Origin of the sequence: Paenibacillus sp. (assembly GCF_035645195.1) — a bacterium.
In the GTDB taxonomy this organism is placed as follows: Bacteria; Bacillota; Bacilli; order Paenibacillales; family YIM-B00363; genus Paenibacillus_AE.
This window is the reverse complement of the sequence record NZ_DASQNA010000033.1, coordinates 1-14,887: the sequence shown is the minus strand read 5'-3', so window position 1 is coordinate 14,887 and position 14,887 is coordinate 1. Positions and strand designations below refer to the sequence as shown.

General features: G+C 38.9%; 21 protein-coding genes and 1 pseudogene. All 22 read right to left on the bottom strand.

Going from position 1 to position 14,887, the window contains the following annotated elements; translation table 11 throughout:
• Positions 1-97 precede the first annotated feature (97 nt).
• The 22 genes and pseudogenes from VE009_RS17545 to VE009_RS17445 all read right to left on the bottom strand — a co-directional run bounded on the left by VE009_RS17545 (position 98) and on the right by VE009_RS17445 (position 14,614).
• The gene (locus VE009_RS17545; protein WP_325009891.1) at positions 98-553 is read right to left on the bottom strand and encodes an NUDIX domain-containing protein; all 456 of its coding nucleotides are present in this window, start codon (positions 551-553) and stop codon (positions 98-100) included.
• Positions 554-601: 48 nt separating this feature from the next.
• A complete protein-coding gene (locus VE009_RS17540; protein ID WP_325009889.1) occupies positions 602-1,048 on the bottom strand; it encodes a GyrI-like domain-containing protein in 447 nt (148 codons plus the stop codon).
• A 37-nt stretch (positions 1,049-1,085) separates the two neighbouring features.
• Positions 1,086-1,535: a PH domain-containing protein gene (locus VE009_RS17535; protein WP_325009887.1), complete on the bottom strand. Its 450-nt coding sequence runs from the start codon at positions 1,533-1,535 to the stop codon at positions 1,086-1,088.
• 155 nt (positions 1,536-1,690) lie between these two features.
• Positions 1,691-2,155 carry an aminoglycoside 6'-N-acetyltransferase gene (gene aac(6') / locus VE009_RS17530; protein WP_325009885.1) on the bottom strand — a complete coding sequence of 155 codons (465 nt, stop codon included), beginning with the start codon at positions 2,153-2,155 and terminating at the stop codon, positions 1,691-1,693.
• A pseudogene (locus VE009_RS17525) lies at positions 2,121-2,550 on the bottom strand (NUDIX hydrolase). Before VE009_RS17525 ends, aac(6') begins: the two are co-directional and overlap by 35 nt.
• 67 nt (positions 2,551-2,617) lie before the next feature.
• Positions 2,618-2,920 (bottom strand): TIGR04104 family putative zinc finger protein, encoded by a 303-nt coding sequence (locus VE009_RS27280; RefSeq protein ID WP_414694892.1) that lies wholly within the window; start codon positions 2,918-2,920, stop codon positions 2,618-2,620.
• A 61-nt stretch (positions 2,921-2,981) separates the two neighbouring features.
• Complete coding sequence (locus VE009_RS17520; protein WP_325009883.1) at positions 2,982-3,389, bottom strand: hypothetical protein; 408 nt, start codon at positions 3,387-3,389, stop codon at positions 2,982-2,984.
• A 109-nt stretch (positions 3,390-3,498) separates the two neighbouring features.
• Positions 3,499-4,044 carry a histidine phosphatase family protein gene (locus tag VE009_RS17515; protein ID WP_325009881.1) on the bottom strand — a complete coding sequence of 182 codons (546 nt, stop codon included), beginning with the start codon at positions 4,042-4,044 and terminating at the stop codon, positions 3,499-3,501.
• Positions 4,045-4,187: 143 nt separating this feature from the next.
• The gene (locus tag VE009_RS17510) at positions 4,188-4,496 is read right to left on the bottom strand and encodes a hypothetical protein (RefSeq protein WP_325009879.1); all 309 of its coding nucleotides are present in this window, start codon (positions 4,494-4,496) and stop codon (positions 4,188-4,190) included.
• Positions 4,497-4,741: 245 nt separating this feature from the next.
• A complete protein-coding gene (locus VE009_RS17505) occupies positions 4,742-5,284 on the bottom strand; it encodes a hypothetical protein (protein WP_325009877.1) in 543 nt (180 codons plus the stop codon).
• A gap of 861 nt (positions 5,285-6,145) precedes the next feature.
• On the bottom strand, positions 6,146-6,496 hold the full coding sequence (locus tag VE009_RS17500) for an NUDIX hydrolase (protein WP_325010171.1): 351 nt from the start codon (positions 6,494-6,496) through the stop codon (positions 6,146-6,148).
• 270 nt (positions 6,497-6,766) lie between these two features.
• Positions 6,767-7,300 (bottom strand): GNAT family N-acetyltransferase, encoded by a 534-nt coding sequence (locus tag VE009_RS17495; RefSeq protein ID WP_325009875.1) that lies wholly within the window; start codon positions 7,298-7,300, stop codon positions 6,767-6,769.
• A gap of 185 nt (positions 7,301-7,485) precedes the next feature.
• On the bottom strand, positions 7,486-8,013 hold the full coding sequence (locus VE009_RS17490; protein WP_325009873.1) for an effector binding domain-containing protein: 528 nt from the start codon (positions 8,011-8,013) through the stop codon (positions 7,486-7,488).
• Positions 8,014-8,440: 427 nt separating this feature from the next.
• Positions 8,441-9,154, bottom strand: a complete 714-nt coding sequence (locus tag VE009_RS17485) for a class I SAM-dependent methyltransferase (RefSeq protein ID WP_325009871.1) — start codon at positions 9,152-9,154, stop codon at positions 8,441-8,443.
• Between the two features lie 164 nt (positions 9,155-9,318).
• Positions 9,319-9,804: an NUDIX domain-containing protein gene (locus VE009_RS17480; protein ID WP_325009869.1), complete on the bottom strand. Its 486-nt coding sequence runs from the start codon at positions 9,802-9,804 to the stop codon at positions 9,319-9,321.
• A 112-nt stretch (positions 9,805-9,916) separates the two neighbouring features.
• Positions 9,917-10,402, bottom strand: a complete 486-nt coding sequence (locus VE009_RS17475) for a hypothetical protein (protein ID WP_325009868.1) — start codon at positions 10,400-10,402, stop codon at positions 9,917-9,919.
• 165 nt (positions 10,403-10,567) lie between these two features.
• Positions 10,568-11,071, bottom strand: coding sequence for a hypothetical protein (locus VE009_RS17470; protein ID WP_325009866.1), 504 nt, complete (start codon positions 11,069-11,071; stop codon positions 10,568-10,570).
• A gap of 186 nt (positions 11,072-11,257) precedes the next feature.
• Positions 11,258-11,641, bottom strand: coding sequence for a hypothetical protein (locus VE009_RS17465; RefSeq protein WP_325009864.1), 384 nt, complete (start codon positions 11,639-11,641; stop codon positions 11,258-11,260).
• A gap of 138 nt (positions 11,642-11,779) precedes the next feature.
• Positions 11,780-12,469, bottom strand: a complete 690-nt coding sequence (locus tag VE009_RS17460) for a hypothetical protein (RefSeq protein WP_325009862.1) — start codon at positions 12,467-12,469, stop codon at positions 11,780-11,782.
• A 121-nt stretch (positions 12,470-12,590) separates the two neighbouring features.
• Complete coding sequence (locus VE009_RS17455; RefSeq protein WP_325009860.1) at positions 12,591-13,229, bottom strand: hypothetical protein; 639 nt, start codon at positions 13,227-13,229, stop codon at positions 12,591-12,593.
• Positions 13,230-13,357: 128 nt separating this feature from the next.
• Positions 13,358-13,963, bottom strand: coding sequence for a nucleotidyltransferase family protein (locus VE009_RS17450; RefSeq protein WP_325009858.1), 606 nt, complete (start codon positions 13,961-13,963; stop codon positions 13,358-13,360).
• Positions 13,964-14,095: 132 nt separating this feature from the next.
• The gene (locus VE009_RS17445) at positions 14,096-14,614 is read right to left on the bottom strand and encodes a hypothetical protein (RefSeq protein ID WP_325009856.1); all 519 of its coding nucleotides are present in this window, start codon (positions 14,612-14,614) and stop codon (positions 14,096-14,098) included.
• Positions 14,615-14,887 lie beyond the last annotated feature (273 nt).

The window sequence follows — 14,887 nt, the reverse complement described above, 5'->3', positions numbered from 1 at the left end:
GTCCCTTGCTTGGTCAGCGAGAATCCTGGGATTGGGCACCCACCGCCTCTTGCCTGTCAAAGACGGTTCTTAAGCTTTTCGCAGCTCCCGCTACTTCTTAATTGGTGTCCCCTATATAACATGGTTTCCCTTGTCTCTCCACGATCCGTTCAACTAATTTTTTCGGATAAATCCTTATGTCACTCAGACGATCAAACTCTACCCATTCAACATCGACTTGGTCATCGTCCGGGTTTGACCCGTTGAAGGTTACGTTCGGTTCGGCAAGCCCACATTCAAAATAAAACTCAACTTGGTGAACATCGAAATCCCACTCAGAAAACTCATGATTTTTCCCTATGTATTCCCTTATAAATACGATATCTCCAACCCATACCTTACAACCCAACTCTTCCATGCACTCTCTAGCAACTGCCGCTTTTAGTTCTTCTCCTTTTTCTTGTCCGCCTCCGGGGAACAAGTAGAAATAACCCTGTTTGTCTTGATTCTTGGTCAGAAGCAGTCTGTTGTTATCCACAATAATTGCTTTCGCCGAATTTCTAATAGGTTTCATTTATTTAGGGTCTCCTAGTCTTTTATTGACTTATCATTTCATCCTCATCTATTTTATGGGCACGAAGATATCCGCGTGATTAACATGCTGGTCTTCGCCAAACTTGAATATTTCTAACGCTACTGACCTCTCGTTGTTCTCAAACCCATTATCCCTTAAGTAGGTCTTGATTAGTTTATAAGGGTCTTGGTCCTTCGTCCTCACCTTCGCGTATTTTTGGCTGGGAATGCTGAAACCAATCATCCCTTTAGGGATATCCCTGACTTCCGACACCTCCATGGAATATATGTAGGTAAACAGGAGATCGTTTGCAAAATGGGGGCACACATATTGTTGCTCGTTGACTATTCCGGAAATTTCCTTTCTTCTAGCGTAAAAAAGTTGACTAGCCTCTCTTATTCTTTCGGGGTCATGTCTTTGGAACGAAACAGTTACGGCTATGCCGACAAAGTGTTTTTCTTCCAATTCGACAATTTCCACCTGACTATCGTTCATTTCCTTCCCTCCTCAAACCCTCAAGGCAGCTTCGAACTTAGTCTTTATCAAATCCCTCGATTTTTATTTGATTATTCCTCCTAACTAGCTCTTGAATAAACAACGTTTTATTAACCGGCGAAATGATTACACTCCCCATAAAGCCAGTTTTGTAGAATATCTCAATAGCATCTCTCGAGAAAATCATTCGGTACCCTGCCCAAATATTCGGTTTTCCGCTAATCTTGGTGATATCTTCGTATTTGATTTTGGACCTAAAGATCCCGCCTTTAACGAGTATGTGATCATTCTTTATTACGTAACTCAGGTCCACAGCCAGCCAAATAAAAAAAACTGTAAATAGCAGATCCAAAATGATTACAACGATTGTATCACCCCACGATTTTCCACCGCCCAATAACGGCAATAAGAATCCGAGGTTTATTATGATTAGCGTTACAATCCAAAAAACAATAAAGAATTGATCTCTTTTCGTTTGAAACTTCAATGAGAACACTACCTCCCTCTACAGAGGCAATCTAAGCGTGAGTCCGAAGGGATCTTGAACCAACAATTTTTCGAAGATCTCTTATGTACCCCAAAATGTTCACCTCAGGATAAGGTTTCTGCTTTATCACGAACCCGTAAGGTTCCGCTACACAGCTACTCTATGTTTTTAATGAAGGCAACTATTCTTCCTGCTTCTCTGAATCCAATCTTTTTGTGGAATTGCTGACTATCATAATTATCTACCTCAGTATCTGACGCAATTTCATTACATCCCAATGACTTTGACCATTGTTCTCCTGCCTCAACCAATTTCTTGGATATTCCTTTTCTTCGATGGTTCTCCTCCACGTAGATCCCCTCTACATACCCTACTGGACTTGAACGAGAACCTTCCACATAGTCAACTCTTAAAGACATATGTATAAACCCAATACATTCTCCTTCGACGAATGCAAGATAAATGATATCTTTCTCAGATTGTATTAAATCTTCAAGCTCCGTTCTTAAGTTGTCCCATGAATTTTCTGGCCAAAGCTTCATCGCTAAATTAGTTAGTTCATCAAGGTTCGATGGTTTTGCTTTTTCAATGATCATGAGTTCCCACTCTTTTCTTTTCATCTGTAACCTCAATGCAAAATGGTTGCAGCTCAGGTTTTAAACAGTACTCAATTCTTTGTCTAAAATTTTTCCATTCGACTTTCGTAAGAGCTTCTTCGATCGGAAAAAAACCTACATCTACGCTTTCAGATGTAGGAGTTAATTCCCCGCCAATTGGTTTTGCTAAAAATAGGGTGTTGCAAATCGAGTTGCCCACGTTTTGGAAAATTCCGCAAAACTTGATGATTTCAATATCTATACCGGATTCTTCCTTCGTCTCCCTTATTGCAGCTTGACTTAACGATTCTCCTTCCTCTACTTGACCACCCGGCATCTCCCAGCCTCTTTTTGGACCTTTTATAAGCAATAATTCATTTATTTCTATCATTCACAACAATCGCCGCAGCCGAAAGGATATGCTAAGGTGAGCTCATTTTTTTACTCCTCCAATGTCTTTTCTTCGAACAAAGTTATTCGAAGGCCTCATCCTCTTTTATGATTTTGTTCAAGTTTATATCTTAATACGAAAGGTAAAATAAATAATGTTGGGATAACAATGCACAAATATATAACTACAGGATTAATCTGAATTAGATCTTTCAATAAGTACATCGATAGAGACATGGGAAAAGCGACGATTAGAAGGGATGAGCTTATACGAGAGCTTAAAGTAACTGTATGCTTTTTATTGCATTTCACACAGGAGATGGGTTTATAGCCTGTTAATCCAGAAAGGAATAGTTCTTTGTATAAGAAAGGCTCGTAACATTCCTTACAGCGTTGCATTCCTTCCCTCCCTCCACACCGCAACTTCACGTGAACTTATATCGGTAGTTTTAATATCAAATTAGTGCCCTCTTCGGAATTTCTCAAATACCCTGCTCTCTTTGATTATTCTTCTTATATTCCAAAGGGCCAATCCATACATAATCAAGAAAAACGAAAAAGCAACCTTATCAATAAATAAATACATGCCATCATGAAACAAATAATTGTAACAAATTACCGTTGATTTTAATAATAAAAACAATGAAAAGCCAAGGGTAAAATAATCGTAACTCCATTGTCCCCTATTCCATATATTAAATAGTAAATTCATTAGTGCACCTATAATCAAAATAATAAATCCCGTTTTATCCTCCCAGCTAAGTTCTTTGAATTTATTAACTAATATAAATGATAATGTAAATATAAACCCTAATGACAATATGTATGGTACTGCTTTCAAGATTTTATTTTGACTTGGATCCTTCAAAGGGCAACCCCTTTCATTCTTTCTTTGCGTTAAACATCGTAAATGCCTTCGAAGTTGAAATGGGCGCACACCGCAAATGCGTGATAGCTGCTATTGCCGGCTTCTCCAGCTACTTCCACAATCTCCTTATTTCAATATGATCGGCTGAATCCGACTTACAGAGTTCATATACGTCTGGATTCGTTAAACTCTTCCACTCCCCAAATCCAAACCTATGATCATAATGCTTTAACATGAGGGTCATTAGATTCCCATGAGTAACAACAATAAAATTATTTTCCGGTCTATGAAATAACTCGGTTATTACAGCGGCACCGCGTATCATCGCTTCTCTTGAAGACTCGCCGCCAGTTAATTTCAAATCCAAATCCGAGAACGTATCGTTTAATCTCTCCATCCAGTCAGGCAAGTCTTCTGACGAGAGCACTCTCTCGCTTAACCGATGATCAATTTGAATTTTTATCATTCTTTTATCCGAAAGAGGTCGAATTGTGGATACCGCCCTCGTGTAAGGGCTCGAAATAATAACCTCGATACCTTTATCAGAAAAGAAATCCGATAATAACTCGGCTTGTTCGATTCCTTCATCAGTTAATTCTGCGCTGGGGTCTTGTCCTCCGGCTTTACAGTGTCGGACTAAGTAGATCTTCTTCATTGAATACTCCTCCAATTCAGTTTTCGCGGCAATGCACATGCACCTCCTGCATTCACAAACTCGTTGGGCAATAACTTTTGTTGCAGCATGGGCCCCTCTTTTCTTTTCTGCCGAGGAATTGTCTGCAGCACCTGCTTCACTCTTCACTTTAATCTTGATCTGGCCCGCATACTAACTTCTTTCAAGTATTTCTCCTCGTTTGATTTCCACATTAAATACCCGAATACTCCCCCTGCAAAAACCATTGTAAATAAACCTCTAGCAATAATGTCACCAACTAAACCATAATAAAAAAAGCCGACAAAGGAAAAACCGTTTTCGAAATATCTTGCTATTAAAGCCCCAATTAAACCAAGAGGCAGTCCGTACATTAACATCCCATACTTTAGGATATAGATACTTCTCCCTTTTTCTCTTGTTTTATTCCATTTTTCCTCAAAATCCCTTTTCATGTTCTCACTTCCTTGTAAAGCCTCTTGCATTCGGAATTTGTACCCACTTCTTCAATCGACTCCTGCGGACTGAGTGCGTTAGCCCCCAAGCCAACGTTATAGCGACTGAGGCTTCAGTCTGATGCGTAAACGCGGTGTTGTATAATGCCGAACACTTCGTGGGTTGTCCGCTGGTTTCGCTCCCTCGAAATACTTTTGGCGGACCGCGGGACGGCGCAGTCGGCCCGATGCCATTTTTGAATAAGCTACACCTTAAACTCTTCAATTTGCTTCAGATTTGACTCTAAATTATGAATTGTTTGATCTATTTTCTTCTTTATCATCTCATATTCCTTACTTGCTTCATCTTCTTGAGATCCTTGAAGCCCGGCATAGAAATCATAACCTTTCGCTGCTTGTCTATACCAACTTGATAAACTATCCAATTCATTGTATGAATTAAAAATGTATCTTTCCAGAGATGTCGGCAGACATGTATTAAGGCGAGAGGAACTGAAATGTTGGAACGTGAAAAAGGAAATTGATTCAACATATGTCATTCCCCAATCCAATAGGTCCGTTCGAGCAACCTTACTTTTATTAAGAATTCCACTAAGTGCGGTTACAATACCGAGATTTTTTCTTAATTCTTCCCTTATTCTACTAATATTCTCTCTAAGCAAAACTTGATTTTTTCGACCCTCAAAAGAATCGTTTGCATCATGTTCCCATCTCGCAATTCGATAAGCAATTAATCCACCTATAATAACACTAAGAATATTTATGAAGAGTACTTGTAAAACTTCCATTACCGAATTACCTCCTACCTTACTACTGCCATATTTCCGAATTACGCCTCCCGCATTCACGAACCTCCGTAGGAGGTTGTCCGCAGCTCATGCGCAGCCGGCTTCATATGTATATTCACTCATTAACATATTTCTCCATTTGTATGATCTTGTTTTGTTCAGAATCATATCTAAGGAAGATTACCCTCGCGTTGTTTTGATCGTAAATCCAATATCCCCCATCCCCGTAAGAACTAGTTGAATGAAATGGTATTGAAGCAGGTGGAATATTAACGTTTGCTTGAGGCGCTGGTATACTTATATTTTCAACTTTTACTAACAGGTATATTACTAATACCAATAAAAGAACAATGCAGGTTCCAAAGAAATTAACGATGTTCTTAGTGTTAAAATTGTCCATAAAATCACCTTCCAATTACTTGTTCTTATCACCGATTTTTTCACAAATTCGGAACCGCATCCGGTTACGTCATCTTCATAATTATTCTACTCTTTAACTTCCACTTCCTTCCAAATAATCCGAATAATACTTCCCGCGGATCGAGAGCGTCAGCCCGATGCGTGATCTTCGAAATCAGCTGCTGATAGCTTTAAGACTGCATACGCTGCCTGTTGACCAGATCCATCAAGTTGATACCACCTATAGTTCGTTCAAAGTGTTAAACTCACTACTAACATCATCAGTAATGGCAACACTTTTGATAGTTGTCAGTTGTTAAATTATGTAAATTGGTAACAATACTACGAACAGGAGACTTGTAACATATTCGTCGAACGGCTCTTGCATTCACAAACCTCGTCGGAGGTTGTCCGCAGCACCCCGTATCGTGGGACAGCGTAGCTGGCCCAATGCGCGTTTGCTTACAAGCTCCCTTCCCTCTTCAAGCGATCTATTATAGGTCGAGTATAGGTATCGAATTTCTCCTCGTCATTAACATCAATCCAAGCTACTTCTACGATATCTTCATCGTACTTCACGTTCTTATCTAGTTGTAATTCTCCGTCTATGATCTCGACAATATATGTATATTTATCATCCTCTTCACACAGCAACCGCCGAACTTCTACATCATATCCAGTCTCTTCCTTGACTTCCCTCACACATGAAAATTCAGCACTTTCCCCTTCTTCGATTCCGCCGCCGGGAAAGTTCCATACAATATCCCCTCTTTCGACATATTGCCTAACCATAAGTATTCGCTTGTCTTTAATTATTACTGCTTGAGATATAATGAGTCATTCCCCTATTCTAATTAGTTTTATCGGGTTTTCGGGTTTTTGGGTTTTCGCGAATATCGTGTGTAACGTTGTTGCATTTGCGACATCCCACCACCTTAAGCCCGAAGGTGTCCCGGGAGCCACTCCTCAACCCTCACTTCCGGGACTAAGGGGACGAATGTCCCCGATGCGTGAATGCGTTGTTAAAGAATGTTACTGCCTTCTTCGAAATACGAACCAAGATTTTTTTGGTATTTTTAAGTGTCACACAACAGCGAATGTAAACTGATAGACACTAGATTTCTCTCCACCAAGATTTTTGTAAAACTCAACCGCGTGTTGATCAATAGCATCTGCTTGAACAAAGATATCTCGTATTTCATTTGATTTACAATATTTTACTAATTCCCTAATAAGACTACTTCCTATTCCCTTACGTTGATAATTCGTTCCTACCGCTATGTCGTATAAATATAGAGTGGATCCCTTCCGATCATACATATCCAATTCGTATCCTGTTAATCCGCCTATAACCTCGTCACCCTGTATTGCAACGATACAAACAAAAAAAGGGCTCGATAAAAGCCTAGCAATATTATCATTATTTACGTAGTCCGTATTAGGTGATTCAAACTCCTTATTGAAAAGCAGAACTAGTTCAGAAAATATCAATTCGTCTCCGGTTTGTAGTTTTTTATACGTAACATTATTCACCATCACAACCTCCGGTATGAAAAAATCAAATGATTTCAACCCCAGATTTTCCAGTTCTGAGCTTTCATTTAACGGCGCCAGCATTCACGAACCCCACCACCTTAAGGAATCCTGGGAGACTTGAATAGCTCTTATCTTAGTCTCCCAGGATTTTCGGCCGCGATGTGGCTAGGTGGTGGAGGGGTTCTCCGCTGAATCAACTTCACTGAAATGCCTCGGCTGACCGAGGGCGTAAGCCCGATGCGTGGTTGAGATACCCTATAATTTTATTAAACAATAGGTAATGAGTACCTTGAGAAACCTTCCCCTTCATAATTATATTTTTCACATATAATATATTCTCTGCCTACTGCACTTACATTAATCTTGTTTTGTTTTAAATATGTATCTACAAGTCTGCTAGCTGCATCAAAATCCCCTTGATCATTCGCAACAACTACGCATTTTTGCTTTGGTACACTTATCTTGATGTACCACGCGGGAATGTTTTCAAAGGTGCTGACTTCGACACAAAGAATATAAGCATGTCTTTCTGGATTATTCTGTGTATCTACGGTCGGCCACATTCCATAATGAATTTTATGATTGATTACCTGTGGAAAATATTTCGTCGAAGAAAGTAAACTCTCTTTAGCGTTCTGGTATTTACTACTCATATTAGTGAGACTAATACAAGGGATCCCAATAAGTTTTAACTCTTCATGTTCAATTATTACTGGTTTCATGTTTAATAGAGGTGTAGTTATAGCCATTACAATCAGCCCCATATTATGTTTATTACTTTGCCACGATTTCATATACCGTCTTCTGCATTCAGATAGCTCTTAGCCAGTACGGTTGTCCGCTAAAACACTCCCAAAATGGTTTAACTATGGTCTTTAATCAATATTAACTTCTCATCTTGCATTTGATATTTAGATTTCCCTTGAAGTTTTAATGTTTCTCCTGCCTTCATTCCATTGCGGACCGAGGTGCCTTCTAAATCTGTGACTGATCTGGGATTCATGAGCATAATTTCTATAAGTTTTCTTCAAGCATCACTGAACTGCTCTGACTAAATTAATCTTCGATCTTTCGCCTAACACCTCCTGCATTCTCAAACTCACGTAGGGAGTTGTCGCAGCAACCGCTTCCTCGAACTCACGTCTGCGACCGAGGGTCGTTAGGCCCGATGCGTGAAAACGGTGCTATAGGATGTGGCTGCCTTCTTCGAGTTTCTTACACTTAAGGTTTTACCGCTTTCCATATGTACTTCAGTTCTCTAAAACCGATTCTTCCATTTATCATATTTTCATTCAACTTTTCTTGAAGTTTTTCCCTATATTCCGGCAACGTATAGTCCGGGTTTCCTGGAATGTCAGATAGAAATCTCGCAAACTCCAAATCATTAGGAAAATAAAATATAGCCTCTTTGTACTCTTCAATCTCAATGTTCTTATAACCATTCATAACTAATCGTTCTCTTACTTTATCTACGTTATTATGAATTCCAAATATGATCCCATCCGATGCTAATATCCTACCGTGATTTATGATTGTAGTTGGCCCCCTCCGATCGTAAATTAGATCAAATTGTCCATCAGTAAATGGAAGCTCTGACTTTGTCGTGGCGTAAACAAATTCCACGTTATCCGCTTGACTTGAATCTAATAATCCTTGAGCAATTTTGATCATTTCAATTGAATTATCAAAACCAATGATCTTCTTAGCGTATTTGGACATTCGTATTGAAAAATCACCATGGCCACACCCAGCATCCAGTACAGTCCGAAAATTTGGTAACATTTTCATTAACCGTTCTTCAAAGAGATCCTCTGCTGATCTCCCTTCAATTGTATATATAGATCTTCCCTGGTATCCGCCATTTCTTCTAGCGATCATGTCATACCACTCTACGCCCATGAATAACCTCCAATGTTTTATCCGATTTGCAGCCATCTCCTATAACGCCTCCTGCATTCACAAACTCCCGTAGGGAGTTGTCGCAGCAACCGCTTCCTCGAACTCACGCCTGCGACCGAGGGCCGTTAGGCCCAATGCGTGAATGCGGTGTTATGCGATGACCTCGACATCTTTGATATACTTACAAAATATCTCTTTATTTATCTCACCACATTAACATTGTATTTATTTATCTCTTCTTGACTTAATGATTCAATTACTCTTGAAACATGTAGATCTTCCCTAACTTTATCGATTTCAAACCATTCTACCTGCTTTAAAACCTGCTCATAATCCTCCAGCTCCGGGTCATACCCAAGTTCAATATTTAATTTTTTAATATCTTTGGGTTCAGCCAGGTAACAATATTCAATACCTGCAGCATACTTACGTTCAAACAAATATCTTACGATATTAATTTCTAAGTTAACTTCCTCCATTACCTCACGAATTGCTGCTTGTTCTCGACTCTCACCTGCTTCTACTCCACCCCCTGGAAGAGTCCAAAAACTGTGATCTTTCTCGACTACTTTTACCATTATAATTTTTCCATTAAATAATATAGCAGAACATGCTCTTTCTCTATTCATCTTTGTGATCACCCACATAATTTGTTTTCCGAGGTTTTCGCATAACGTTCCTCGCATTCACGAACCTCCGTAGGAGATTGTCGCAGCATCAGCTTCCCCGAACCCACGTCTGCGACCGAGGGCATCATGCGTGAATGCGGTGTTAGTGACCGTCTTCTTCGATATACTTTCAATCCCAATTGTTAAAGATAATATCTTTAACTTTACTGGGTCTCCAATAATCAATTTGTTTCTTCTCTTCTTTATGTAAACCTTCTATTAACGAGTCACTTAAACTTACATTCAATTTTTCTAAAGTTATTACTTTGTAATTAGTTATTTGATCTCCTTCAATCGAAGTTAACCGATACTCTAAATTACTAAGATATTCAGCAATTGTGCTCTCTTCTACAAAATTTATATTCCCGTATTCATACTCATCGGCAAAGGAAAGAATTGGATAACATTGATTCATTAGAATAAATATGTCCCGGTTATTGCCCGCTCTCATCAACTTTCCAATATAATAATTACCACTATAAGTATCTATCAATTCAAAACCTTGAAATTGAAACACAATCATTAAGTGATAACATATTCGTTTAAATTCATCTAGCTCTATTCTGTTTCCTTCAACTTCTCCGAATCCACTAATTCCTTTAGGTAAGGGTAACATGAAATTTATCGAAGCCTGCCTTTATTGTTTTTTATACGGTCATTTCAGATAACGGCTTCCGCATTCATGAACCTCCGTGGGAGGTTGTCCGCAGCTCCGGCTTTCCCGAATGATCTTCTGCGGACCGAGGGACGGCGGTAGCTGGCCCGATGCGTGAATGCGGTGTTATCTGAAGTCCTCGACGTTTTGAGTTGCTAACAAAATTCTTGCCTCTTCTATTATTCGGTTTTTAAGTTCTTCTTCATCTGGTTTGAAATACTCATCATCGTACCTAATTCTATCTATTCCATCATCTAATTCCAGCCAAACCGAATACTCCGCTGCCCGGTCAAGATCCAGAACAACTACATTAAAAATATCCTTTACGATATCGAAAATATCTCTAGATGTATTACTTAGAATCTCATTACAATATTTGACCATATAGGCTAATGAACATTCTTCGAAAGTAGGGATTTCAAAGTCCATCTCTCTCATTGCCCTATCAAAATACTCCTTAAAAATAAACAAACTCTCAGTACTTTTTAATGAAGCTAGTTGCAAAACGAATTTTCCTTCAAGTCCATAATCTATACAGGCAAAAGACCAATTTAAGTAATCTTGCCCGTTATCAATGTTTTTATATATTTTGTAATACAACTCTTTGGTTATTTGGGAGAGTTGACCCACGGCGTGACCACCTTTATTTGATTTTCGAGGATTTCAGCAACGTCTCCTACATTCACGAACCTCCGTAGGAGGTTGTCCGCAGCACCAGCTTCTTCGAATGATCTCTGCGGACCGAGGTCGTCAGCCCGATGCGTGAATGCGGTGTTATGTGATGTTGCACACTTCTTTGAAATACCTACGAATAAGTTAAATGTACTTTGAATTTAACCCCCAATATGTATAATCATATTGACTAGGGTTTTGGATTAGATACAAAGAACGAAGTCTCCAGTCCTTTATTTCATTGCTCTCATTCTTTAAATTCAGTTGATTAATTAAAGATTTGAGTCTTTCGATTTCGCTTTGATTTTCACTTCGAACAATATCCCCCGTAAATACATATAAACAACCTAGAAAAAAATATCTCTTAGCCAATGAATTATCATTTGCCAACTGAACCATAAGCTCAAAATGTTCAAACTGGGCAACTGCGAGTTCCCAATCCTGGTCACACAATGCATCTTCGTCAAGTGCCCAGTTGTATATTTCTTCTTTAGTTGGGTTCCAATGATCTTTAAATATATACTTCACCGACTTTCACTTAAATAACGTGCAATTTCACATAACGTTCCTTGCATTCACGAACTCCCGCAGGGAGTTGTCGCAGCAATCACTTCTTCGAATTCTCATCTGCGACCAAGGGCGTCAGTCCGATGAGTGAATGCGGTGTTATGTGATGTCGGGCGCTTTTTTGAGTTTGCTATCAGCGATTTCTTGTCTTAGGAGTATCTGGAGTTTATCCGGTGGGTTACAGTGCGGATGGTTCAAAAATATTTCTCCAAGTTTGCCCGTCGGGGTAAATCCTTCTGCATATATTCCTTCAAGGAGGTATTGTTTTGACGATTCTATTTGGTTATATTCTCCGAAGTGAAGTAGCTGTGCACAATTCCTTTCTTTCCTGAAGATTAGAGATATAGACAGATCTTTTACAAAATCATATTTTCTTCCGAGATCACTCATTGTCACTTCAAATAAATCATCAGATATATATTCAGGCACCCACATTGATGCTTTATATTCATTATCCGAATCTCCCCAAGCTAATTCTAATGGCATTCTACTGAAGTTTTTACCTAATTCTCTTACCGTATAGTATTTTACGCGGTTAATAAATCGCCCGATTGTCCAAACCTCTTTATAATCATGCATTTTATAAATATCTCGTTTTCCAGACCCAATAGATTCTATAAAATTCATTCCTGGTATCAAATAAAAATTCACTTTGTTGTCTCTTAATGAGTAATATTCCTTATTTGTTTTTCTTACATCTTCCCTGAAGATACCAAACCTACTAGCCATTCTAATGAGCTCCTTTGTTTTTAATGTTCTTAGCCCGATTTCACATAACGTCCCCTGCATTCACGAACTCCCGTAGGGAGTTGTCCGCAGCTCCCGCTTCCTCGAATGATCTTCTGCGGACCGAGGGCCGTTCGGCCCGATGCGTGAATGCGGTGTTATATGAAGGATACGCCTTCTTCGATTATGCTAACATTCTGAATTTGTTCTTTGTTAGATTATTTATTTGTTTAAATACCGCTTTGGAACAGTACATTAATGTAAGATGCTGCCCATCATTAAAATAAATGAACTTCATATTTGGCCTTTCAATCACACTCGCCATTCTCTCTAAGACGCTAACATCAAACCAATCGCTGTCAAAGCTTATATTCCACTTATATCTTTTTTGCTCAAATAAGAAAGTTATATAGGCAGTTTCTTCATTAAAATTAACTTTGCTGTCTAACTCACTTATGTAATTTTCCAATTTTGCAAGGCGCAAAAACTGAGTTATAACATCTGTGTATATATACTCATCCTCAACGCACTCAGTATCAAAACTTAAAATGTCATATGACAGCCGTAATTCATTCCCGTTATTATCGAGCAAATCAGTACCAGCAACGGAAATGAGTAGTCTGTACGGATCTTCTTCGTAAACTTGCCTATCAAATTGATCCGTCAATCCCTTAATTAATTCTGCATCCGACAAGTTAAAAGTTACACCTAGGTCAATTAATGTTTGAATTTGCATTTCTAAAGATACCGATTCTGTTTTACCCTTACGAAATAAATTAAATATCACATTATTTCGCCCCTTTTGACTTTGCATATCTTTCATATAACGGCTCCTGCATTCACGAACTCCCGTAGGGAGTTGTCCGCAGCACTAGCTTCACTGAATCTCTTCTGCGGACCGAGGGCGTTAGCCCGATGCGTGAATGCGGTGTTAGGCGAAGGATCTCTGAGTTACCCTAACACTATCTTTAACTGGTTCCATCTATCTAACCATTTCTTATCATAAATCCTCTTCATAAAAATAGCCCGATCCTTACAATATCTACTTTGCCTTAACTTTAATTCAAACAAATCCTCTAATCCATGTGGAGCGATTACATCAATTCGATCCTGATCCGTTAACTTGATTCCTACCGCTGTTGCTGCTTCAGGCCATCGCCTCATTGCGTCGTCTATACTTAAATATTGTTCATGGTTATTCCTTAAGTGCATCCTTGCTTGATTCTTAACTGACCAGTTTAAATTAGAATTTTTCGCTCTAAGCTGCTCCTCGTATTTCTTGTCTGTTTCCTCTGTAATATCACTTGAATCATAATAAATGATATCTACATCCTCAAAGATTAAAGGCTTTTTATTGTTGTGCAAATGATCCCAAACTTGATTGCGGACATACCCGGCCGCAATGAACCAGTTCTTTAACTCTAATGACTTTACCGTTTCTAAATCTATGACTGTTCTGGGATTTATGAGCATAATTTCAATTAGTTTTCCTTCGAGCATCATTGAACCCGCCCTGACTAAATTTATCTTCGATCTTTCGCCTAACGTCTCCTGCATTCACGAACCTCTGTAGGAGGTTGTCCGCAGCTCTAGCTTCATCGAGATCATGTCTGCGGACCGAGGGCCATCAGGCCCGATGCGTTTAATGCATTGTTATGTGAAGTGCTTTAGAGTTACCCTCAAATGGTCTTAATTTATATGTTTTTTAATGATCGTCCCTTTTTCTTCATGGGATGATTTCCAAGGAACAACTATGAATTCTTTAATATCAGCATTTTTAGTCAAATTAAGAAAATTAGTAATACGTTTTTCAGGAGACGTTTCAAGGGTTTCGAATCCTATAGTAAAACATATGTTAAACCTAGAAAGCTTTACAAATTCATCATAGCTTACTGAAATTATATTTCCATGATGGACGTTATTTGATTGAGAAGTTTCAATTTGATCTAGCATTCTAACAAAATAATCTATTCTCTTTCTTTGATTAATTGGATCAGGAGAGCCATCAAGCTTCATGAACATTTCAAAATGACCAAAAACCTCATCCCCTTCTCTCGTTAAACAAACAAAATCTAGTGCAATATCCTCTCCTGCCACTCGACATGCTTTTGTTTTGCCGGATCCGAATATTAAACATCCCTTCCCGTTGATGTCAAATAAATCTCCATAAAAAATATTATTTGGTCTATCGGTTTTTAGAAACTTCATTTGAACACATCTCCCATCTATTATTTTAACTTCGCATTTCACATAACGTTTCTCGCATTCACGAACTCCCGTAGGGAGTTGTCGCAGCATCCACTACTTCGAATCCACGTCTGCGACCGAGGGCGCCAGCCCGATGCGTGAATGCGGTGTTATGTGATGCCAGTGCCTTCCTCGAAATACTTACTAAATGTCATTATATTGTTTCTTTAAGGCTTGTTTAAAAACATCAATCGGTCTGTTATAGTCAATCGGTTTGTGAATTAACCTGTTAAT

Excerpts from the sequence above, each read along its gene's own strand:
- VE009_RS17545 (WP_325009891.1), bottom strand. The coding sequence starts at position 553 with ATGAAACCTATTAGAAATTCGGCGAAAGCAATTATTGTGGATAACAAC.
- VE009_RS17540 (WP_325009889.1), bottom strand. The coding sequence starts at position 1,048 with ATGAACGATAGTCAGGTGGAAATTGTCGAATTGGAAGAAAAACACTTT.
- VE009_RS27280 (WP_414694892.1), bottom strand. The coding sequence starts at position 2,920 with ATGCAACGCTGTAAGGAATGTTACGAGCCTTTCTTATACAAAGAACTA.
- VE009_RS17515 (WP_325009881.1), bottom strand. The coding sequence starts at position 4,044 with ATGAAGAAGATCTACTTAGTCCGACACTGTAAAGCCGGAGGACAAGAC.
- VE009_RS17510 (WP_325009879.1), bottom strand. The coding sequence starts at position 4,496 with ATGAAAAGGGATTTTGAGGAAAAATGGAATAAAACAAGAGAAAAAGGG.
- VE009_RS17505 (WP_325009877.1), bottom strand. The coding sequence starts at position 5,284 with ATGGAAGTTTTACAAGTACTCTTCATAAATATTCTTAGTGTTATTATA.
- VE009_RS17495 (WP_325009875.1), bottom strand. The coding sequence starts at position 7,300 with ATGCTGGCGCCGTTAAATGAAAGCTCAGAACTGGAAAATCTGGGGTTG.
- VE009_RS17490 (WP_325009873.1), bottom strand. The coding sequence starts at position 8,013 with ATGAAATCGTGGCAAAGTAATAAACATAATATGGGGCTGATTGTAATG.
- VE009_RS17485 (WP_325009871.1), bottom strand. The coding sequence starts at position 9,154 with ATGGCTGCAAATCGGATAAAACATTGGAGGTTATTCATGGGCGTAGAG.
- VE009_RS17480 (WP_325009869.1), bottom strand. The coding sequence starts at position 9,804 with ATGCGAGGAACGTTATGCGAAAACCTCGGAAAACAAATTATGTGGGTG.
- VE009_RS17475 (WP_325009868.1), bottom strand. The coding sequence starts at position 10,402 with ATGTTACCCTTACCTAAAGGAATTAGTGGATTCGGAGAAGTTGAAGGA.
- VE009_RS17460 (WP_325009862.1), bottom strand. The coding sequence starts at position 12,469 with ATGCAGGGGACGTTATGTGAAATCGGGCTAAGAACATTAAAAACAAAG.
- VE009_RS17455 (WP_325009860.1), bottom strand. The coding sequence starts at position 13,229 with ATGAAAGATATGCAAAGTCAAAAGGGGCGAAATAATGTGATATTTAAT.
- VE009_RS17450 (WP_325009858.1), bottom strand. The coding sequence starts at position 13,963 with ATGCAGGAGACGTTAGGCGAAAGATCGAAGATAAATTTAGTCAGGGCG.
- VE009_RS17445 (WP_325009856.1), bottom strand. The coding sequence starts at position 14,614 with ATGAAGTTTCTAAAAACCGATAGACCAAATAATATTTTTTATGGAGAT.